The organism is Flavobacterium gyeonganense (assembly GCF_029625295.1).
Taxonomy (GTDB): Bacteria; Bacteroidota; Bacteroidia; order Flavobacteriales; family Flavobacteriaceae; genus Flavobacterium; species Flavobacterium gyeonganense.
Genome location: NZ_CP121112.1, coordinates 3,622,717 through 3,647,197, shown reverse-complemented (window position 1 = coordinate 3,647,197; position 24,481 = coordinate 3,622,717). Strand labels below are relative to the sequence as shown.

The following is a 24,481-nucleotide window of genomic DNA, read 5'->3' as shown; positions in this document are numbered from 1 at the left end:
AATTATTGAAGTATAAGTTCAGTTAGTATTTAATTTGAGACCATTTTGTAGAATTTAAAGGTGAAACCCTGTTTAAATTTTCTACTAAATCTGTAATTGTAATACTGGGTCCCCCTGAAAAAACAGATACTATCTCGTCTGATTTTGCATCAAAAAATACTCTTGTCAAAAAGGCATTTGGTTTAACCGAATTCAGTTTACCTATTAACATTAATGAAGATTTTATTTTTTCTTTTGCCTCTTTCAAATCCTGATTCATTATATCTAATCCTGAATAATATAAAAAAGTAGTTTGTCTCAAATCTGAATAAACAGGAGCAAGCATATCATTTATCAGGAAATATCGGTTTTGGAGTCCATCTGACTGGGTCCATCCTTTGGAGCCGCCTTGCTGTGCAATATTAGCAATATTTTGGGCGGTTTCAAAATAGGGATTTCCACCTGCGAACTGAAATGTATCACCATCCATCCCTAAGATCATATAACTGTAAAAAGATATTACTGATATTAAATTAGACTCAAATGTAGTGGGATTATACAACAAAGGCTCAAATTCTGTATACCTGAAATTAAAATCTTTATCGTTAAAATTAAAAACAGGAGAAGAATAGGTTGAATTATAGATTAATCTTGAAGATTGTACCTGTATTGTTCCTGAAAACTGATCAGAATTATGTGAAGAAAGTGTAATGTACATGGAACAGTTAATTCGCTCATTTTGCTTCAAAACAGCTCCCATCCAATCTGTTTTATTGACAAATTCAGACAAAGAAGCCTGAAGTGTTTTATAGACCTGTAAATTTGGATTTGGCAGCCTTTCTGTATTTATAGTAACTGTACAATTTAACTGTTGTGCCTGTGCAAAACCAAAAAACAAAAACAATAAAAAAGTAACTAATTTACTCATAAAAATGCCCTATAACTTTATTTAAAATATCAACCGCAACAGATTCTTTTAATTTTAAATCCATTGGTTCAATTTTAAATTCCTTATCTATAAAAGTAACTTTATTCGTTTGATATTGAAAACCTGCTCCTTTATCCTGCAACGAATTTAAAACAATCAAATCTAAGTTTTTTTCTGGATTTTCAACTTAGCATTTTCAATTTCATTTTCAGTTTCTAAAGCAAAACCAATTAAAAACTGATTTTTTTTAATTTTCCCTAAAGAAGACAAGATATCTTTTGTTTTTTCCAGTTCGATTGAAAATTCATCAGCAGCTTTCTTAATTTTCTGAACTGCAACGAACTTTGGTTTATAATCGGCTACTGCGGCAGCAGCAATAGCCACATCAGCATCATCAAAATTCAAGTGGCATGCGTCATACATTTCCTGGGCAGAAACGACATTAATAACTTTAATCAAAGAATTTTCAACCTTTAAGTGAGTAGGCCCTGTTATCAATATAACCGAAGCACCTAGATTAGCTGCTACTTTTGCAATATCAAAGCCCATTTTTCCTGAAGAATGATTTCCAATAAAACGCACCGGATCTATTGCTTCGTATGTAGGGCCTGCAGTTACAAGTATTTTTTTCCCTTTTAAAGGAAGCTTACTTTCTAAATCAGCTTCCAAAAAAGAGACTATGTTTTCAGGTTCTGCCATCCTTCCTTCGCCTGACAAACCACTTGCTAACTCACCATTTTCAGCTGGAATCATTACATTTCCAAATTGCTTTAAAGTATTAAAACTAGATAAAGTTGAAGGATGTTTGTACATGTCCAAATCCATAGCCGGAGCAAAATAAACTGGACATTTAGCAGATAAATAAGTCGCGATTAAAAGATTATCACTATTTCCCGTTACCATTTTTGACAACGTATTGGCTGTAGCAGGAGCAATTATCATAAGATCAGCCCAGAGTGCTAAATCAACATGATTGTTCCAGACTGCATCCTCCTCTTCATTAAAAAAACTGGAATATACAGGATTTTTTGATAAGGTAGATAATGTAAGTGGAGTTACAAAATCCTTAGAAGCAGGTGTCATGATCACCTGGACATGTGCACCTGCTTTTATAAAGAGTCGTACTAATGAGGCTGTTTTATAGGCTGCTATTCCACCGGAAACCCCCAGTAAAATTTTCTTACCGTTTAAAACTGACATTGTACTGTATTTATTTGTTTGAGCTTCTGTGGTATGTTTTACCGTCTAACCATTCCTGAACAGCTAAAGCGTGTGGTTTTGGTAATTTTTCGTAAAATTTAGAAACTTCAATTTGTTCTTTATTTTCAAAAACTTCTTCAAGACTGTCATTGTAAGTAGCAAATTCTTCTAATTTCTCAGTCAATTCTTTTTTAATTTCAGAATTAATCTGGTTTGCTCTTTTAGCCATAATAGTGATTGCCTCATACACATTTCCTGTTGGCTCTTCAATAACTGTTTTATTGTAAGTTATTGTATTTACAGGAGCATTCGTCTTTTTTAAATCCATGACTTTATTTATTTAGTAAATTTTTGTAAATCTGTTTCTACTCTGGCATTCATTTCGTCTGCCTGTTTTTTATATTTTGTATCGCTTTTAAACTTCAACAAGTTGTTATACGCCACTTTTGCAACATTTAAACGCTCTTCCATTTTTTGAGGAATACTGTTTATTGCTAATTGGTATGCTGAATCATATTTATAAAACAACGCATCTTCTTTAAATGGAGTTCCTGGATAATCTGCGATAAAATTATCAAACGCCACTAATGCCGATTTATAGTCAGAAATAGTATTATACCCTTTTGCATTTTCATACGCCTTTTTTTCAAGTTTTCCACTTAATACCTTAACAGCCTCATTTGCCTGAGCAATATATTCAGAGTTTGGATAATTATCAATAAAAGCCTGTAATTTATCTAATGCTTTTACTGTATCTGTCTGATCAAGACTATAAACAGGAGCTAATTTAGAATAACTGTAAGCCCCTAAAAAAGCAGCCTCCTGAACTTTTTCACTTCGCGGATAACCCGAAACAAAACTTTCAAACTGGTAACCTGCTAAATAATACTGTTTTGTTTTATAATAAGACTGAGAAAACATATAGAATAGCTTTTCCGCCTGAGGTTTTCCTCTGTATGTCGGTGCTAATTGCTCAAAAAGTCTAATTGCTTTATTATACTTCCCTGCTTCATACATCTTTGTTGCGATTTCAAATTTTGCTGCAACATCTTCATTTTTCAATGCCTTCTGATAATCACTACAAGAGCAAAAAAGGACAACAACAATTAACAGCGATACTAGTTTTTTCATTTTCTTACTTTTATTATGATTTCTTAGACAATTATGCCAAAGCAAAATCACACCGAAGTTTCGGTGGCAAATTTAGTTATTAATTTAGCTACTACAAAATATTTTTTGATACAATAAAATACTGGGATTATTGTATTTATTTTAATGCTGCTTTTACAAATTTATCTAATCGGTCTGCTAATGATTCTTCAACTGAAACTAATGGTAAACGAACCGTATTATCAGCAATCCCTAAAGACTGGAAGACATGTTTAATTCCGGCAGGATTTCCCTGTTCAAAAATCATATCAATACAATCAGACAACAAGTATTGTGTTTTAAAAGCTTCATTTACTTTTCGATTCAGGCCTAAACGAATCATTTCTGAGAATTCTTTTGGGAATCCCTGTCCAATAACCGAGATAACTCCTGCCCCGCCAGCCAATACAATTGGCAAAGCAATCATATCATCTCCTGAGATTACCAGAAAATCCTTTGGCACATTTTTAATCAGTTGTAAAGCCTGAGCCATGTCTCCTGCCGCTTCTTTTATCCCTACAACATTGTCAAAATCATTTGCAAGACGAACAACTGTTGAAGGCGCCATATTACTTGATGTTCTTCCCGGAACATTATATAGAACTACCGGAACTGGAGAAGCTTCTGCAATGGCTTTAAAATGCTGATAAATTCCTTCCTGCGTAGGTTTATTATAGTAGGGAGATACAGAAAGAATAGCTTCAAATGCAGAAAAATCCCTTGTTTTTAATTCCTCCACAACCTGCATAGTATTATTACCCCCAACTCCAAGAACTAAAGGCAATCTTCCGTTATTAACTTCAACAATAGTATTAATAACTAATTCTTTTTCGTTTTGTGTTAAAGTCGCGTTTTCAGCAGTTGTACCCATAACTACAAGATATTCTACTCCTCCATCAATCGAAAAATTAACGATTCGGTGCAAAGCTTCGATATCAATTGAAAAATCTTTTTTAAATGGAGTGACAAGGGCAACACCTGTTCCTATTAATGATTGCATAATCTAAATTATATTTTTACTTTATATTTTTTAAATACCTGAACAATTCGAAAACGAAAAGTCTATAACTGCTTAAAGAAGTATTTATCATCCAACGATTCATGTCTTTATCTATTGATGCAAATCCTACTTTAAATTTTGCTTTTGATTGATTCGTGATCAATTTCAAAATGGGTTTCTGAACATCATAATAACTAATCAAAAGATCAAATTCTGTTTCAATAAATTCAGTTAAAAAATCTACTTTACTATCCCCTTTCCAATCTATGTGCTTTTTGGTAAAAGTGGGAAAAGAATATTTTTTTTATCCTTAAATTTATTTCTGTAAACCACAATTTTAATTCTCTCAGAATCAATTCCTTTAGAAACTAACTCCTCAATAAGTGCTTTTGAATGCCTGAAATCACTCTCATCAATCAACAAGCCAATTGTTTGTATATTACTGGTAAATACTTCTTTTTTTACATTACGTAAATTATTTTTTAATGTTTTTTTTATAAAAAAATCCTTTAAGTAATTTAAAAACATAGTAATTTTACCAGATTACAAAATTAATTATTTAAGTCTCATTTAAGATGGTAAAACTAAAAAAGTATAACGGATTTTTAAAACTTTTTGTTATATTCTTAACATTCTTATTTACTTTATCATGCAGTAGAAAAAATTACCATCTAGATAAAATAGAAGGAAAACAACTTCCTATTACTGAAAAAAACAACCAGATCCCTGAGATAGAAAACTTTATTAAACCTTATCGTGATCACATCAATAAAGATTTAGACAGTGTATTAGCTTATTGTCCGGAAACACTTGATAAAAGTATTGGAAAGTGGCAAACCAATATTGGAAACCTAATAGCTGATGTTTGTTTACAAAAAGGAAATCAGGTTTTTAAGATCCGTGAAAAAAAGACATTGATTTATGTTTGTTAAATCATGGTGGAATAAGGGCTATATTGCCTAAAGGAAATGTAACAACAAGAACTGCTTTTGAAATTATGCCATTTGAAAACAATTTAGTTGTCCTCGCTTTAAAAGGTGACCAGATTCTGGAAATGGCTTCGGATATAATTAAGCAAAAGAAAGCCCATCCTTTAGCCGGTATGACTTTTACAATTTCAAAAGATAATACTGCTAAAAATATTCAAATTCAGGGAAAACCTCTTGACATTACTAAAACGTATTATGTGGCAACAAACGATTATCTGGCAAATGGTGGGGACAGCATGAACTTTTTCCTCAAAGCTTTACAGAAATATGATCTGAATTATAAACTTAGAAATGTGCTAATTGATTATTTTAAAGAAGTAGATACGATTCCGATTCCAAAAGATATTAGAATTACAGAAGAATAATCAAACACTTGAATCCAAAATAAAAAACAGGCGTTTTCGTAAAAAAACACAAAATGAAAAGAAGAGAATTTATTGAGAAAACCGCTGCGGGGACGGCTTTATTAAGCCTGGGTCTGTCATTGAGCAGTTTTGAGACAAACGATATAAAGCATCTAACTGTTCTGCACACTAACGATGTGCACAGCCATATAGATCCTTTTCCGGCTGATGACCCTCGTAATCCAAACAAAGGCGGGGTATCGCGTAGAGCTGCTCTCATTGAAACCATTCGAAAAGAAAATCCAAATGTGCTTTTACTAGATGCCGGAGACATCTTTCAGGGAACCCCTTATTTCAATTATTATGGTGGAGAACTTGAATTCAAACTAATGAGCATGATGAAATATGATGCTTCTGCAATTGGAAACCATGATTTTGACAATGGTCTTGATGGATTGTACGCACAAATGCCGCATGCCAGTTTTGATTTTATCTGCTCGAATTATGATTTTAAAAATACAATCATGAACGGACTTGTAAAACCATATAAAATTTTCAATAAAAATGGAATTAAGGTTGGTGTTTTTGGTTTAGGAATAGAACTTGCAGGATTGGTTGACAAAAAAATGTACAAGGAAACTGTTTACAATAATCCTGTAGAAATTGCGCAGGATATGACGCAATTGTTAAAGAAAGAAGAGAAATGTGACCTTGTCATCTGTCTTTCTCACCTAGGCTATAAATACAAAGAAAACGAGGCAAAAATTTGTGACTTAAAATTAGCCGAACTAACACAAGACATTGATTTGATTATTGGCGGTCATACACATACCTTTTTGGACAAACCTACTATTGTAAAAAATAAATCAGGCGAAGATGTTCTGATAAATCAGGTAGGATGCTACGGAATAAATTTAGGTAGAATCGATTTTTACTTTGACAAAAATAAATCCCACACTAATCAAGGGAAATCAATTATTGTTTGACTCTCTTTTTATTTGATACTATAAAATATTTTGCCATAAAAAAGTACGCAAGAATCTGCGCAATGTCCCTAATCAGGATTAACACTAAAGAATAAGAGAAGTATTCATTGAAAATAAAAAATATATCAGAAATTATAAAACAGGTAATCATTAATGTTAGCAGTAAAGTAACATAAGTTCCTCTGGTTATATATTTTGTATAACAAATAACCCCTAAAACACTTAATACAATACCGTAAATACAGTATAGAAATTGAAAGTCTTTGATTTTGTCAAACTGTAGACTTAAAACAGAAAACAATAAATAGATAATAATTAAGATTACCAGGGTAATAGGCAATAGGTCTGTTCTTTTAAGTTTTATCTTTTCAACAATAATCTTTTTGATTAATATAGAGTAAACAAACAAAAAGCATATTAAAGACCCAAGAGTCGAAATTTCTACATCCATAAGATGAAATACTTCTCCAACAAAGCATAAAGCAAAAATTAAAATTTGAGTTGTATCAATTTTAAAATTATTTGACGAATAAAAATAAAAGAAAACAGAAGGAATTACAATCGATTTCATACAAACCGTCAGATAATCATACTGAAGAATATCAAACCCGATTGTAAAAAAAAATGCAATCGAGTATAAAATCAATGACGGTCTACTCGCTTTCATTCAGTTTGGTTATAAATTCCTGTTCAGACAGGATAGGGATATTTAATTTATTTGCCTTTTCTAATTTTGCCGGCCCCATATTATCGCCAGCTACTACAAAATCTGTTTTTGCAGAAATTGAACTTCCCACTTTACCACCGTTATCTTCTATGGTTTTCTTTAATTCATCTCTTGAAAACTCAGTAAAAACTCCCGACACTACAAAGGTTTTTCCTAAGAACTTGTTGGTTGCATCAGGATTTACTTTTTCAACGATTTCAAACTGAACACCATATCTTTTTAATCGTTCAATTATTTTTTGATTTTCTTCATTCTCGAAAAATTCAATAACGCTTTTTGCAATTCGTTCTCCAATTTCATCTACTAAAATCAATTCCATTAACGAAGCCTTACTTAGTGCATCAATATTTTTGTAATGTCTGGCTAACTTCTTGGCAACAGTTTCACCTACAAAACGAATCCCTAATGCAAAAAGAACACTTTCAAACGGAATTTCTTTTGATTTTTCAACACCGTTTACCAAATTTTCAGCAGATTTTTGTGCCATTCTTTCCAGATGCAGAATATCCTCTACTTTTAATTCATACAAATCAGCATAATTATGAACCAGACCATTTTTGAAAAGTAAGGCCACTGTTTCACCGCCAAGGCCTTCAATATCCATGGCTTTTCTCGAAATATAGTGCTGAATCCTGCCTATAATCTGCGGTGGACAGCCATAAAAATTCGGGCAATAGTGGTTTGCCTCGCCTTCTGTACGAACCAATTGTGTTTCACATTCGGGACAATGAGTAATATAATGCGTTTTTTGTGAATCTTGAGGACGCTGTTCTAAATCCACAGCAATTATCTTCGGAATAATTTCGCCTCCTTTTTCAACAAAAACAGTGTCGTTTATTCGAATGTCTAATTTTTCGATTTGATCGGCATTATGCAATGAAGCTCTTTTTACAATTGTTCCTGCCAATTGAACAGGCTCTAAATTTGCCACTGGAGTAATTGCTCCGGTACGGCCCACCTGATACGAAATTGATTTTAATTTGGTCGAAACCTGCTCTGCTTTAAATTTATATGCTATTGCCCAACGAGGTGATTTTGCTGTATAACCTAATTCCTCCTGATGACGGAAACTGTTTACTTTTACCACGACACCATCTGTTTCGTAAGGTAGTTTGTGACGATGAGTATCCCAATAATCAATAAAATCAAAAACTTCCTGCATCGTATTGGCTAATTTTGCCTCACTTGGCACTTTAAATCCCCATTCTCTTGCTAATTGTAATCCTTCAATTTGAGAAGAAAAAGGTAAATTATTGCTTGTAACCGAATACAATAAACATTCTAAAGGACGTTTGGCAACCTCAGCACTGTCCTGTAGCTTTAAACTTCCGGAAGCTGTATTTCTTGGGTTTGAATATGGGGTTTCACCAATTTCAATTAAATCCTGATTCATTTTTTCGAAACCTTTTAAAGGCAGGATGATTTCACCACGAATATCAAACTTATCAGGATAATTCCCTTTTAATTGCAATGGAACTGATTTAATGGTTTTAATATTATTTGTAACCTCATCACCCTGAAAACCATCTCCACGTGTCAAAGCCTGAACCAGTTTTCCGTTTTCGTATGTAATGCTTATTGAAGCTCCGTCGTATTTTAGTTCACATGTATATTGTAAATCGACATTTCCAAGAACTCTCTGGATTCGGTTTTCCCACTCTACTAAATCTTCTTTTGAATAAGAGTTATCCAAAGAGTACATTCTGAACTGATGCGCTATGGTTTTAAAATTTTTGGTCACCATTCCGCCTACCCTTTGAGTCGGAGAATGTTCGTCAAAAAATTCAGGATGTTTTTTTCTAAATCCTGAAGCTCTTTTAGTTTAGTATCAAAATCATAATCAGAAATTGTAGCATCATCAAGTACATAATAATTGTAATTGTGTTGATTAAGTTCGTTTCGTAAATTCTGAATTGTCTCCTGAATACTCATAAATATTAAAAATAGTACTGATTATAATGTATAAAAACCCAGTCTCAAAATTAGGATTATTTTTTATTGTAAAATATTAAAAACTAAAACTTTTATAAAATCAAAAATCAAGCTGCAAAATTTGCAACTTGATTTTCTTCTTGTCCATTATTCTTAAAAAAGAATTAAAAAAAACCAGCTTCCAAATGGTTTTACTTTCTGCACTTTTAAAAGTGATAATCAACAACCTAAATAAAAAACACTAATTTATTTTTGAATAATAATGAAATCCGAGCGCCGGTTTAATAAATGTTCTTCTTCGGTGCATTTTACGCCGTTTTTACATTTATTGATTAATCGGCTTTCTCCGTAACCAATGGCACTTTCTATTCTTGAAGCATCAATATTTTGCGAAATAATATAATCGCGTGTTGATTTTGCCCTGTTATCAGAAAGTTTAAGGTTATAAAAATCTTTTCCCCGGGAATCAGTATGCGATTCAATTTTGATACGAATATTTGGGAATTTTTGCATAATAAAAACCACTTTTGATAATTCTTCGATAGCCAAAGGAGTTATGTCGTATTTGTCATAATCAAAATAAATTGGTTTTACATCTACTTTTTCAACACCTTTTTTCTTTACCACCAAATCATCATAATTGCTAAGTTCAAAATTAATATTTGGAATCTCTCCTTCGTTTTCTAAAGTAGTTTCTACTGTTTTTTCATCACTGCTGTAATTGGGCTTTGCTGCAATCATTTTAACTGTTTTACCGCATGGAACGACCAGAGCATATTTTCCTTCAAAATTCGTTTTTGTTTCTCCAAGAATATCACTAAAAGAATTATATCCCATAATGCTAACATCAGTAAGAGGCTGCTTTGTTTTACGATCTACTGCAATTCCTGAAATAGTCTGATTGCAAACTGGTTCTTTTTTTACAAAAGAATAAATATCATCATCCCCTTTTCCGCCTTCCCTGTTTGAAGACATGTAACCAAACCGACCCGTTTTATCAATTACAAAAGCAAAATCATCTTTATTGCTATTTATAGGAGCCCCCAGATTTCTTGGGTCAGAAAAGCTTTCGTCTGATAAAAATTTACTTTCATAAATATCCAGATCTCCCCATCCGTAATGTCCATCAGAAGAAAAATAAAGCACGTTTTTGCTAAAAAACGGAAAAAGATCATTCCCGATAGTATTAATTTTCGGGCCTAAATTTTTAGGAGAACTCATTGTGCCATCAGAAGCAATTTTTACTACATACAAATCAGTTTCACCATATCCTCCAGGCATATCCGATGCAAAGAAAAGCCATTTCCCATCTTCACTTAGAGAAGGATGCCCTACAGAATAATCCTCACTGTTAAAAAATACTTTTTGCGGGTTTTCTAATTTATTATCAACTATCGAACCTTTAATAATTTGAAAATTATTAGTTTTTGTTTCATCTACAACCAGTTTGTTGTTTTTAACAATATTGGTTGAGTAGTAAATTGTTTTTCCATCGGCATCAAAAGTAGCTGTCGCTTCGTGATATTTGGTCATTACGTTTGGCAAAAACACCGTTTCATTGAATAAACTTCCATCTGCAGCATTTCTTTCAGCCACATATAAATTAAGGAAAGGCTGATTGTTCCATGTATATAGTTTTTCGCTAAACTTTGTTGTATCCCTCGCCGAAGTAAAAACAATTTTATCCTGAAAAAATGTAGCTCCAAAATCAGACTTACTGGTGTTGATATCGAGATCTTTTATTTCGTAAAGCGATTTTGCTTTAGCCAGACTATCCATTTGCTTTTTTTGAGCAACGTATCGGTTGATTTCATTTTTATCCCCTTTTTTATCAAGATATTCTTTTGTAACCCTGTTTGCTTCATCGTAATCCATAACAGCTTTCATAGACTGAATGTAACGCAAATAATAGATATCGGTTAAGTTATTTCCCTGAGCTTCATACAATTTTCGGTACCATTTTAGTGCGTTTCTGGAGTCGGAAATAAAATAATACGAGTCAGCAGCATTCTTTAATGTTTGTGTCGAAGGCTTTTTTATGTTTTGCAAAATTTCTTCGTACGCTTTTGAAGCATCAGCATACGAGTAGTTCTTAAACAACGCATCTGCCTTTTTTAAATTAGTCTGAGCAAAACAAACCGTAAAGCTCAAAACCAGACTTAGGATATATAGTTTTTTCATAAGGTTTATTTTTAGAAGAATCTTGGAGATTTGATTTTGCTTTGATTTTTATTAAACTGGTATTTCAGAATAAATTCATGCGTACCATCATTATACTTATTCAATTGACTTGTAGTATAATCAAAAGCATATCCGACATAAAAGCTTTGTGATATCTGAAAACCTGCCAGAATACTTACAGAATCATCTGTACGATAAGACCCACCTATAACAAATTTTTCATAAAGCATAAAGTTTGCAGAAACATCAGTTGTAAGTGGAGCTCCGCTCACTGCTTTTACTAAAAACGCCGGTTTGAATTTTAAATTCGGATTCAAATCAAATACATAACCTCCCATTAAAAAATAATGTAAACGATCATAGTTTATAGATTCCTGAACATCATCATAATAATCGTTTTCGATAAAGCTTGGAATTGAAAATCCTAAATACCATTTGTCAGTATAATAATATACCCCTGCCCCAACCGCTAATTTCATCTGGTTGTCAATATTTTGATTCAACAAAACATCATTAGGATCGTAGTACCTTCCTTTAGTCCAGTCGATATTTAACATTCTCATACCGGCTTTCAAACCAAAGGCCAGTCTTTTTTCATAACCTAATGCAAGGGAATATGAAAAGTTCCCATCAAGATACAACTCGCTTGAAGGGCCAATTTTATCATTAACAACACTTAAACCCAGGCCTACTTTTTCATTTCTAAGCGGTGCATGAATAGAAAATGATTGTGTTTCCGGAGCACCTGAAATACCAACCCACTGTGAACGATGCAAAAGTGTAGCTTCTACAGTACCGGTAGACCCGGCATAAGCCGGATTTACCGCCATAGTATTGTACATATATTGTGTATACTGAGGATCTTGTTGTGCATTTGCACTAAATGTGATTATAGAACATATTAAGATTAAATACGTTTCTAATGATTTTATATATAGTTTCATAACGATACTTATTTAGTTTAATTAATTGACGATTAAATAGGCTTTATCTCATTATGGATAACCATCCTTTTTTAATTTTTCCGTCTCCAATGTCTATCACATAAAAATAAGTACCGGTTGGCAGCATATCTCCTCTATTTATAACTCCCGATACATTAGCTGTTCCGTCCCAATCATTTTGATACCCTCTTTTACTATATACCAAAGCGCCATATCTGTTAAAGACTTTTAGTTCATTATTTGGATATGATTCGATACAGTCAATTCTGAAAAGGTCATTTGATCCGTCATTATTTGGCGTGAACTCATTATAAACCGTTAAACAAATTGGTGATACCGAAGCTGAAGCCGTATTGTTTGTTGGATCAACATCCAAAGGAGTCGAGATTTCGATAGTTGCAACGTTTACATAGTTCCCATTCGGTAATACTATCACTCTAATTTCAAGAGTTTCGCTTTCTCCCGGATTTAAAGTTGGGATTGTCCATATCTGAGAAGCATCATATACTCCAGCTGATGCAGAAGACGATACAAATTCATATCCACTTGGCAATATATCACTTACCAGTGTATTAAGAATAGTTCCCTGACCAACATTGTTTACTGTTATTGTAAAGACTATTTCTTCACCAAAATTAGGAGTAGGATTACTAACTGTATTCGTTATGGTAAGATCTGAACATGTCGCTACTGTAACATTTAATGTTTTTGTAGTCGTTTCATCACATGTATTTATGTAAGTTACCGTAACTGTTCCTGCACCGATATCTGTCCATGAAACTGTTACAGATCCATCAGCAGCCCCTCCTCCGGAAGTTATGGTTCCGTTAGTAACAGACCAAACATAATTTGATTTTCCGTTAGCTACAGAATACGTTACTCCTTGGAAAACACATGGTGTATCATCTGTTGAAATGATTGGATACAGGGCATCATTTTCAAAACTAACTGTTATTGCTAAACGTGTCGCATTTGCACAGCCATTTGTTATATTGCTAAGTAATGTAGCATAATAAGTTGTAGCTGTAAGCGGCGTATTAGCTGCTAAAGGTGTTCCTCCAGTCTGTGTGCTGTACCAAATTACATTTGGTTCATTTACCTGAATATTAGCAACTGTTGGTGCTTTTGACAGGCAAAATCTTTGCGCTGTACTTGTTGTAGTAACTACACCAGGAGTATTTACATTTACTGTAACTACTAATCGTACAGCATTTTCACATCCAATTGGGCTTGAAATAGCACCATAATATAAGCCTGTAGCTAAAGGTGTTATTGCCGGTAATGGTGTACCACCCGCTGGATTACTGTACCAAACTACATTCGCTTCATTTACCTGAATATTAGCAACTGTTGGTGCATTTGATGAACAGAAGTTTTGAGTAGCTGAATTCGTAGTTGGGGTTGCAGTTGGATTATTAATCGTTACACTTACCTGCAATCTTGTACTACTTTCGCAACCCGTCATCGGATTCAAAATTGCTCCATAGTAAATTCCATTTACTAAAGCTGTTGTTGGCGCAAGTGCTGTTGTACTTGTTAGCGTACCATACCAAACTACATTAGCCTCATTTACCTGAATATTGGCAACTGTTGGTGCATTTACTAAACAGAAATCCTGTGTATTGTCTGTTGTAGTTGGTGTAGCTGGATTAGTTACCGTAACAGTCACTTGTAATCTTATGGCACTTTGACAATTCGTTACAGGGTCTAAAATTGCTCCGTAATAAATTCCGTTTGCCAAAGCTGTTGTTGGTGCAATGGCTGTTGTACTGGTCAATGAATTATACCAAACTACATTGGATTCGTTTACCTGAATATTGGCAACTGTTGGAGCATTTACTGAACAGAAATCCTGTGTAGTATCTGTTGTGGTTGGTGTTCCCGGATCATTTATTGTAATAGTAACTTGTAATCTTACCGAACTTTCACAATTAGTTACCGGATCTAAAATAGCCCCGTAATAAATTCCATTTGCTAAAGCGGTTGCTGGTGCAATGGCTGTTGTACTGGTCAATGAATTGTACCAGACAACATTAGCTTCGTTTACCTGGATATTAGCAACTGTTGGTGCATTTACTAAACAGAAATCCTGTGTAGTGTCTGTTGTGGTTGGTGTTAATGGATTAGAAACCGTAACTGTAACTACTAATCTTACGGCACTTTCACAATTGGTTACAGGGTCCAAAATAGCTCCGTAGTAAATTCCGTTGGCCAACGCTGTTGCTGGTGCAATAGCTGTTGTACTGGTCAATGAATTGTACCAGATAACATTAGCTTCGTTTACCTGGATATTAGCAACTGTTGGTGCATTTACTAAACAGAAATCCTGTGTCGCATCTGTTGTAGTTGGAGTGCCCGGGTCGTTTATGGTAATGGTTACTGCTAAACGAACAGCGCTTTCACAATTGGTTACAGGATCTAAAATAGCTCCGTAGTAAATTCCGTTGGCCAAAGCGGTTGCTGGTGCAATGGCTGTTGTACTGGTAAATGAATTGTACCAGATAACATTAGCTTCGTTTATCTGGATATTAGCAACTGTTGGTGCATTTACTAAACAGAAATCCTGTGTCGCATCTGTTGTGGTTGGTGTACCCGGGTCGTTTATGGTAATGGTTACTGCCAGACGAACTGAACTTTCACAATTGGTTACAGGATCTAAAATAGCTCCGTAGTAAATTCCGTTTGCCAACGCTGTTGCTGGTGCAATGGCTGTTGTACTGGTCAATGAATTGTACCAGACAACATTAGCCTGATTTACCTGAATATTGGCAACTGTTGGAGCATTTACTAAACAGAAATCCTGTGTATTGTCTGTTGTGGTTGGTGTTAATGGATTAGAAACCGTAACTGTAACTACTAATCTTACGGCACTTTCACAATTGGTTACAGGGTCCAAAATAGCTCCATAGTAAATTCCGTTTGTCAAAGCCGTTGCTGGTGCAATGGCTGTTGTACTTGTTAATGAATTGTACCAGATAACATTAGCCTGATTTACCTGGATATTAGCAACTGTTGGTGCATTTACTAAACAGAAATCCTGGGTCGCATCTGTTGTGGTTGGAGTGCCTGGGTCGTTTATGGTAATGGTTACTGCCAGACGAACTGAACTTTCACAATTGGTTACAGGATCTAAAATAGCTCCGTAGTAAATTCCGTTTGCCAAAGCTGTTGTTGGTGCAATGGCTGTGGTACTGGTCAATGAATTGTACCAGATAACATTAGCCTGATTTACCTGAATATTGGCAACTGTTGGAGCACTAACCAAACAGAACTCCTGAGTAGCATCTGTTGTAGTTGGCGTACCCGGGTCATTTATAGTAATGGTTACTGCCAGACGAACTGAACTTTCACAATTCGTTACAGGATCTAAAATAGCTCCGTAGTAAATTCCGTTTGCCAACGCTGTTGCTGGTGCAATAGCTGTTGTACTGGTCAATGAATTGTACCAGACAACATTAGCCTGATTTACCTGAATATTGGCAACTGTTGGAGCACTAACCAAACAGAACTCCTGAGTAGCATCTGTTGTAGTTGGAGTGCCCGCGTCGTTTATGGTAATGGTTACTGCCAGACGAACTGAACTTTCACAATTGGTTACAGGATCTAAAATAGCTCCGTAGTAAATTCCGTTGGCCAACGCTGTTGCTGGTGCAATGGCTGTTGTACTGGTCAATGAATTGTACCAGATAACATTAGCTTCGTTTACCTGGATATTAGCAACTGTTGGTGCATTTACTAAACAGAAATCCTGGGTCGCATCTGTTGTGGTTGGAGTGCCTGGGTCGTTTATGGTAATGGTTACTGCCAGACGAACTGAACTTTCACAATTGGTTACAGGATCTAAAATAGCTCCGTAGTAAATTCCGTTGGCCAACGCTGTTGCTGGTGCAATGGCTGTTGTACTGGTCAATGAATTGTACCAAACGACATTAGTTTCGTTTACCTGAATATTGGCAACTGTTGGTGCATTTACTAAACAGAAATCCTGTGTATTGTCTGTTGTAGTTGGTGTAGCTGGATTAGTTACCGTAACAGTCACTTGTAATCTTATGGCACTTTGACAATTCGTTACAGGGTCTAAAATTGCTCCGTAATAAATTCCGTTTGCCAAAGCTGTTGCTGGTGCAATGGCTGTTGTACTGGTCAATGAATTGTACCAAACGACATTAGCTTCGTTTACCTGGATATTAGCAACTGTTGGTGCATTTACTAAACAGAAATCCTGTGTATTGTCTGTTGTGGTTGGTGTTAATGGATTAGAAACCGTAACTGTAACTACTAATCTTACGGCACTTTCACAATTGGTTACAGGGTCCAAAATAGCTCCATAGTAAATTCCGTTTGCCAACGCTGTTACTGGTGCAATGGCTGTTGTACTGGTCAATGAATTGTACCAGATAACATTAGCTTCGTTTACCTGGATATTAGCAACTGTTGGTGCATTTACTAAACAGAAATACTGTGTCGCATCTGTTGTGGTTGGAGTGCCTGGGTCGTTTATGGTAATGGTTACTGCTAAACGAACTGAACTTTCACAATTGGTTACAGGATCTAAAATAGCTCCGTAGTAAATTCCGTTTGCCAACGCTGTTGCTGGTGCAATGGCTGTTGTACTGGTCAATGAATTGTACCAAACAACATTAGCCTGATTTACCTGAATATTGGCAACTGTTGGAGCACTAACCAAACAGAACTCCTGAGTAGCATCTGTTGTAGTTGGAGTGCCCGGGTCGTTTATGGTAATGGTTACTGCTAAACGAACAGCGCTTTCACAATTGGTTACAGGATCTAAAATAGCTCCGTAATAAATTCCGTTTGCCAACGCTGTTGCTGGTGCAATGGCTGTTGTACTGGTCAATGAATTGTACCAGATAACATTAGCCTGATTTACCTGAATATTGGCAACTGTTGGTGCATTTACTAAACAGAAATCCTGTGTAGTGTCTGTTGTAGTTGGAGTACCTGGGTTATTTATTGTGGCTGTAACTTGTAATCTAACTGCACTTTCACAATTTGTTACCGGATCTAAAATAGCCCCGTAATAAATTCCATTTGCTAAAGCGGTTGTTGGTGCAATGGCTGTGATACTGGTCAATGAATTATACCAGATAACATTGGATTCGTTTACCTGAATATTGGCAACCGTTGGTGCATTTACTAAACAGAATTCCTGTGTAGTGTCTGTTGTAGTTGGCGTACCCGGGTCATTTATAGTAATGGTTACTGCCAGACGAACTGAACTTTCACAATTCGTTACAGGATCTAAAATAGCTCCGTAGTAAATTCCATTTGCTAAAGCGGTTGTTGGTGCAATGGCTGTGGTACTGGTCAATGAATTGTACCAGATAACATTAGCTTCATTTACCTGAATATTGGCAACCGTTGGTGCATTAACCAAACAGAATTCCTGTGTAGTGTCTGTTGTGGTTGGTGCATCAGGATCATTTATAATTACTGTGGCAGTTTGAAGTGTACCTGCAATATTTTCACAAGATGTATCACTTGAAACTCCAACATAATACGTAATCGGACTTACAGCACGTGTTAAACCTGTCACTGTTAAAACTCCTGTAGAACTTATGGCATAAGTTACGCTACTTACAGTTCCATTTGTTATAGGCTGTGTTTTATTCGCATCAAAATACCAATAAAATACCGGATTTGACAATGTACTCGTAGGTGTTAAAGTTGCCGGAACATTATGGCAAACTGCTGCATCATCAACTAAAATATCATTCTGAAATGATGGTGGTAATATTGTAAAGGTAACTTGTTTTCTGTCTGCTGCTGCTGTTTCACAAAACTCATCTGAACTAACTCCAACAAAATAAGTATAAGTCCCTGGAGTCAATCCATTTCTAATTAACTGAGAAGTTATTTCGCCCGGAATCAACTGACTTGTGGTTCCGTCAAAATTATACCAATAATAAATTGGATTTGTTAATAACGGAGTTCCGCTTAGACTTGTATTTAAAGTCACTGTTCCTGTTGGAGAACAAATTGAAATATCTACTCCTCCATTAAGAGTAATGTTTGTTAAAGCATTTTCAGGACTTGAAGCTCTGACTTCAATAGTAACTTCTCCTCTTGATAAAGCTTCACAACCATATCTTACCGGCTGTACATAATATTTATAAATTCCGGCTGCTAATGTAGCAGGAACTGTGAAAGTAATTCCATTAGCAACAACAGAACCACCTGTTGGTGAATCGTACCATATATAATTTGAACAAGCTTCTGTTGGAATCTGAAGTGTAACATCTGTTCCCGGACAAACCGTTATTTTGTTATCAGGATCGCTTCCAATTACTTTCGTATTTGCCACTCGTTCAACCGTATGAACTCTAAGAAAATCTAAAACTCCTGCAACACCGCCAAAGCGGATTCTTATACGGTCATATGCTTCTGGTAGTGAAGACACAAGTACCATTGACATTGTATTCCCTGGCAATACTCTAATACTTAATAAAGTACTATTGTTTTGAATTGGAGCTCCAACGGCCACATTTCCTAAATAACGCTGAATACTAAACCCTGTAAGTAAATTAACATCTAAAAGAGCTCCTGGTTTAGAAACCACAATTCTTAATGTATCACTAACAATCGATGGTGTTTTAAATGCAACTGTTAAATCGGCTGCAGCCAAAACTCCAGCCCCACTATACATTGTTGCAAAAGTAGAAATATCATTATCAGCTACATTCCATGCATCACTAACTCCAACGGTAGAAGTCAACGCGCCTATTCCTAAATCTGTTGCTCCATACAATACATCCTGAACATCACCCGGAGTACAGGTTATTGTTGAAACTTTTTTCGTACAATAAGCATCGAACACTTTTGTGTTTTGAATAACACTCAAAAGTGCCCCTGATAGTATTCTAATTCCGTCATAATCTTGTGGCCCGGATGAATTTGCCGGAACAAAAGTAAACTCATATGATTTGTCTCCCGGTAATAAATTTAATAGTGATCCTGATACAGGGAGCATTGTTCCAATAGGCACTCCACTTTTAGTCCCTACCACTGATAAACCTTGAGCAACAGCTAATAAACTATATTCAGCTCCCAACTTAACAGTAACCGGAGTTCCTTTTACTATATTTGTCGGCCATGTCAAATTTTGCCACGTAGTACCAATTCCTAAAAGTCCAACGCCTGTTGTTATTGTTGAATAAGTTTGCGTATTTCCATCAATAGCATTTGTTGGATTAGCTACTCCACCAGTTACAATTGAACCTGAACTTTGTCCGGTAGCATAAACTCTTTCTGTCAATAACTGACAACTATTTGGATCTATAACATTAATAGTAATTGTTGCTGAAGCAGAACAATTAAGTGCACTGGTAGCAACTACTGTATAAGTATATACTCCCGGAGTATTTAAAACTCCTGTTGTAAATACTGGTCCCGTTAAAGGATTTCCCTGAGGATTAAACCATGCTAATGTTCCGTTTGATGTCGCATTTAATAGAACATTTGTCCCTGTATTTACTGACAAGAAAGGTGTTGCAACAACCAAACTTGGTAACGGGTTAACAGAAACAGTTACCGATAACTTACCGGATGGACATGTAACACCGTTACCTTGAGCCTGAATTGAGTAAACACCGCTTGTATTTATATTAGCTGCAGCTGCTGCAGGTAAAATATTGTCTGAAGGGTCATAGAAAGTATAAGTTGTACTTCCGGTTGTATCAAAACCTGTTATGGCATCAGCCAAATTCACAGTTCCACAGCCTTCTAAAGTTGTACCAGTTACGGTTAAAGGCGTAACAGATGGAGAATTAACTGTTACTTGTTTCAATGTATTAATAACATTTTCGCAAGTAACTGCATTAACAACAGACACATAATAATTATATGATGGCACAGCAGAACTTAAACCATTAATGGTTAATGCTCCTGTTGTTGGATTTTTCGAAAAAGTTACTCCCGGTTGCGCAACAACTGTTGATCCGGTTATGATTTCCTGTGATTTATTTTGATCTGTATAATATCTAAATTGCGCTCCAACTAAAGCTGATGTTGGAGATAATACAACACTTCCTGTACAGGAAGCCTCTACTGGAGTATTAATTGTCACATCTGCTGCAGTTGCAAATGGTGATACAGTTACCGTAACAGGCTGACGAACGCTGTTAACGCAAGTTCCATCACGGGTAGCTTCTACATAATAAGTTGTTGTTGCTGTTAAAGCTGGTGTGGTGTAGGTAGCTATTACAGAAAGTTCCACTCCTCCACTTGCTGAATCATACCATTTAAATGTTTCTCCAGCTATATTGGAACTGGCAGCTAAACTGGTAGTTTGTCCACTACAAATTGGTAATGTCGCCCCTGTAACTACAGCATCTTTAAATCTATAGGAAGCGCCATAAATATCTAAATTTGTTAATAAAGTTACCGCTCCTCCTAATCGTATTTCAACTTTATTAAATGCTGCTGTAGCAACAAAACTTGCTTTAAATCTATCACCTGATAATAATTGTAAGCTTAATAAACTATTCGTAAGAAACTGCCTGTCATTATTATAAGTGGCTCCGTTATAAGTGGCTAAACTAACACCTCCTAATAATGACACATCAGCTAATCCTCCTGGTAATGCCAGTTCAACCTCTATAACATCTCCTGTCTGACCGGTCGTAGGCAAAGTCAAAACTTGTTCAACATAAGCCCCGGCTATACCTGCCACTGTAGAAAGTCTTGCAAATGTATTTACATTGGTATCAACAGATCCTCCAGGATTGGTGAAACTACATAAAACACATAACAAACCAGGATCTAAAGTTGTGACTTGTGAATTAGCCTGTAAACAACTACTAGCCGAATTATTTATCAAAACATTAATAGCCGTTCTTGCACTGCTTAAACAACCTGATGTAATTCCTCTGGCTGCAACATAATAGGTTTTACTTACTGTTAAAGCTGGTGTCGTGTAGATGTTGGTTCCTGTTGCCAAAGCACTTCCGTTAACTGGCACATCATACCAGTCAAATGTAACATTTGAATCCGGACTCGATACCTGTAATGCGACACTCTGCCCAGACGGAATAACAACATTTGATGATGCCGAAATTGGTGCTGCGGGTAACGGATTTACAGTCACCGCAACTTGGGTACGTGCTGCACTCAAACAACTTCCAATTTCTGCTTCTACGAAATAGTTAGTATTGACAGTTAAATTTGACGTTGTAAAAGAAGTCCCCGTAAACACTAAATTTCCGGCTGAAACTGCGTCATACCATTTGTAAACAGTCCCTACAACAGGTCCCTGAATATTTAATGTAGTAGTCTGACCGCTGCAAATTGTTGTACCTGCTGCATCAACAACAGGTGCTATAGGGTTATTAATTGATATCACTACAGGAAAACGCTCATTGTTAACACACCCATTTCTGGTAATTTCTACATAATAAGTAGTTGGAACCGTCAAAGCAGGAGTTGTAAAAGATGTAGTACTTGCCAAAGAAGCACCTCCAACTGCTACATCGAACCAATTAATAGTTTCTCCAACCCCTATATTAGCAGCTATAGTTGTAGTTTGTCCACTACAAATAGTTCTGTTAGTTAAACCTGTTGGAGATTTATATCTGTAAGTTGCCTGATAAATATCTACACTAGTCAATACTGTTGCTAAGCCTCCTAATCGAATTTCAACTCGATCAAAAGCAGCTCCGGCTTGTAAACTTGCTTTAAAACGATTTCCTGACAATAATTGCAACGTTATCAGGGAATTATTAATTAAAACCCTGTCATTATTATAAGTTGATCCATTATAAGTTGCCAAACTAACAGCACCCAAAAGAGCAACATCAGCAAGTCCGCCTGGTAATTCCAATTCAACATCAACAATATCTCCGGCTCTTCCCGGATTATTAAATTGTAATGTCTGCTGAATCCATCCGTTTATTAATCCCACAGGAACTGTAAGTCTTGTTGCGGTTGCAGAATTCCCATCAACAGAATTATTTGGGTTAGTTACACCACATAATAAACATAATCCATTTTGATTTGTTTGTTGGCTACCAGCTCCTAAACAGCCTCCCAAAGCTGTTGGCTGAACATTAACAACTACCGGAACTCTTGCGCTAAAACAACTCCCTGCTGCACTTTGGCTTTCAACATAATATGTTTTTGAAGATGTTAAAACCGGTGTCGTAAATGTTGGTGAATTAATTGCAATTGCCGATCCACCACTGGCAACGTCATACCAATTTAATGTAACTCCTGACTCTGAAGTAGTAGCATTCAAAGTAGCATTTTGACCAGACTGAATCGTTACACTTTGAGTTAAAACTGTTGGAACAGCAGGTATGGCTGTCGAAATCACATCAACCTGAGTTCTTGCAGGACTCGAACAACTTCCTATCACAGCCTCAACATAAAAACTTGTAGTTCCCAAAGGAACAGTTGGGGAATAAGTAATTCCCGAAGCTAAAGATACTCCGCTTGATGCTACATTATACCAATTATATGTGGTTCCAGGTATTGGATTTATTACGGAAAGTAAAGTCGGCTGTGTTGCTCCCGAAGAACATATAGAAGTTCCTGAAGTGCTTATTACCGGCGCTATCGGATTTGAAACATTAATTTGTACAGGAACTCTTTCGCTTCCTTCACACACTGCAGCTCTCGTAACCCCAAGATAGTAGGTTGTGTCAGCAGTTAAATTTGGTGTTGTAAAATTATTTCCTGATACTAATGGAGTGGTAGAAGTTGCCGAACTAAACCATGCCAGAGTAGTACCGGATGCCGGAGTAGCTGATAAATTTAAAGAACTGCCTGAGCAAACAGTCTGAATCAAACCATTAGTAACAGTTGGCTTTGCAAAATCCAGCCTCACATCATATACTCTCAAATTTACCAATGCACTAACAAGTCCACCTACCTGAATTCTTACCTGATTTGTATCACCCGGCAATGTATATCGTATTACAGCTATTTGATTTCCGGGTAATAATTCAAGATTTAATAATCCGTTATTTAATGGAACTGGGGCAGCAACATCTGCTCCGGAAAGCTTTGCCTGAATGGTCACATTTGATAAAAGGCTTAAATTCAGCAAACCTCCACCAGTTCCAAAATAAATTACAATTTGATCTCCAGCCTTCGCAGTTTGATTAAAGGTTAATGTTTCTTGTGCAAAACAAGCTAAACCAAGCACATTGCTTATTGTAGCAAAAGTACTCATACTTGTATCAAATGCATCATTTGGATCAGTTACACTCATACCTGCACACAAAAGACCTCCTGTACTATTAGTTTGCGAAATTGGTCTGCATACATTTTGAGCAAAAGAATTTGAAAATAAAAGCAAAAAAAACAATGCTCCTAATAATCCCTTCTGATAGTTGAGATTAATAATTTGTAATTTTTTTTTCATAACTTGGAAGATTAGAAAATGGACAATATAAACCCTGTTGCAGTAAGAAAATCATCTTATGCAGTTTTAAAAAATTAAAAATCAATCAGTTAACAATCCAGCCCAAATTCACACAAATTGAGCTTAATCAAAAAATTTAAAAAAATAACAATGTAATAAAAGAGCGTTTTTAATCAATTAATTAAAAAGTCTTAAATTTCAGAAGCATGAAGCTTCAAAATGGAGTGATTTGTTTAGAGGAATTTGAGTTAAGAAAAACTCTGATTTAATATTTAATGTATCGTAGAATTTGACATTTACAAAAGTTGATTACTCTTTTCATAAAAAACCATTTTAAGAAATATTAGATTTTCAAAAATTGGATACGATATATTCTTATGTATAAAAAATTAATTAAATAATCAATTGGGATAAGGTATCAAAAATAAAATGCTGAAGTAGTTTTTAAATTCATTGAAAAATTTTGATTTCTGGATGAATCTAACCTTCATTAAGTTTAAAAATACCAAAACAATACTACTAACGTATACAAATTTGATAAAAAGGGTAAATATTAAGTCCATAAGCAACTATTTAGTATGTTATTATAAAACTTTACATTATTCATAAAAAGTAGTTTCTTATTTTGAAATAAATATAGCTAGAATTCCAACAAACGAAACTTTTGTTTAATCTTCATAATCTAAAATTAAAAAAAAAATCCCTACCAAACAAGTGTAAAATTCTTATTTTTTTTAAA

8 protein-coding genes and 4 pseudogenes are annotated in these 24,481 nt (G+C 35.3%); 2 read left to right on the top strand and 10 right to left on the bottom strand.

Annotation, left to right across the window (positions count from 1 at the left end; translation table 11 throughout):
- Positions 1-22: 22 nt before the first annotated feature.
- The 6 genes and pseudogenes from porD to P5P89_RS21810 all read right to left on the bottom strand — a co-directional run bounded on the left by porD (position 23) and on the right by P5P89_RS21810 (position 4,784).
- Positions 23-907 carry a type IX secretion system protein PorD gene (porD, locus tag P5P89_RS15685; protein ID WP_278009170.1) on the bottom strand — a complete coding sequence of 295 codons (885 nt, stop codon included), beginning with the start codon at positions 905-907 and terminating at the stop codon, positions 23-25.
- Positions 900-2,107 (bottom strand): annotated as a pseudogene (coaBC, locus tag P5P89_RS15680) (bifunctional phosphopantothenoylcysteine decarboxylase/phosphopantothenate--cysteine ligase CoaBC). Before coaBC ends, porD begins: the two are co-directional and overlap by 8 nt.
- Before the next feature lie 10 nt (positions 2,108-2,117).
- Complete coding sequence (locus tag P5P89_RS15675) at positions 2,118-2,435, bottom strand: DNA-directed RNA polymerase subunit omega (RefSeq protein WP_008463064.1); 318 nt, start codon at positions 2,433-2,435, stop codon at positions 2,118-2,120.
- Between the two features lie 8 nt (positions 2,436-2,443).
- Entirely contained in the window at positions 2,444-3,238 is a 795-nt protein-coding gene (locus tag P5P89_RS15670) for an outer membrane protein assembly factor BamD (protein ID WP_278009169.1), read from the bottom strand.
- A gap of 136 nt (positions 3,239-3,374) precedes the next feature.
- On the bottom strand, positions 3,375-4,256 hold the full coding sequence (dapA, locus tag P5P89_RS15665; RefSeq protein ID WP_278009168.1) for a 4-hydroxy-tetrahydrodipicolinate synthase: 882 nt from the start codon (positions 4,254-4,256) through the stop codon (positions 3,375-3,377).
- A gap of 16 nt (positions 4,257-4,272) precedes the next feature.
- Positions 4,273-4,784 (bottom strand): annotated as a pseudogene (locus P5P89_RS21810) (DUF6913 domain-containing protein).
- Between the two features lie 47 nt (positions 4,785-4,831).
- On the opposite strand from P5P89_RS21810, the pseudogene P5P89_RS15655 reads away from it, so the two are divergent.
- Positions 4,832-5,610: pseudogene (locus P5P89_RS15655) on the top strand (5'-nucleotidase C-terminal domain-containing protein).
- A gap of 53 nt (positions 5,611-5,663) precedes the next feature.
- Entirely contained in the window at positions 5,664-6,575 is a 912-nt protein-coding gene (locus tag P5P89_RS15650) for a bifunctional metallophosphatase/5'-nucleotidase (protein WP_278009166.1), read from the top strand.
- 653 nt (positions 6,576-7,228) lie between these two features.
- Here P5P89_RS15650 and ligA read toward each other — a convergent pair.
- The 4 genes and pseudogenes from ligA to P5P89_RS15630 form a co-directional block, all read right to left on the bottom strand.
- Positions 7,229-9,234, bottom strand: a pseudogene (gene ligA, locus P5P89_RS15645) (NAD-dependent DNA ligase LigA).
- Positions 9,235-9,480: 246 nt separating this feature from the next.
- Complete coding sequence (locus P5P89_RS15640) at positions 9,481-11,415, bottom strand: OmpA family protein (RefSeq protein WP_278009165.1); 1,935 nt, start codon at positions 11,413-11,415, stop codon at positions 9,481-9,483.
- 11 nt (positions 11,416-11,426) lie between these two features.
- A complete protein-coding gene (locus P5P89_RS15635) occupies positions 11,427-12,359 on the bottom strand; it encodes a PorP/SprF family type IX secretion system membrane protein (protein WP_278009164.1) in 933 nt (310 codons plus the stop codon).
- Between the two features lie 43 nt (positions 12,360-12,402).
- On the bottom strand, positions 12,403-23,742 hold the full coding sequence (locus tag P5P89_RS15630; RefSeq protein ID WP_278009163.1) for an Ig-like domain-containing protein: 11,340 nt from the start codon (positions 23,740-23,742) through the stop codon (positions 12,403-12,405).
- Between the last annotated feature and the right edge of the window lie 739 nt (positions 23,743-24,481).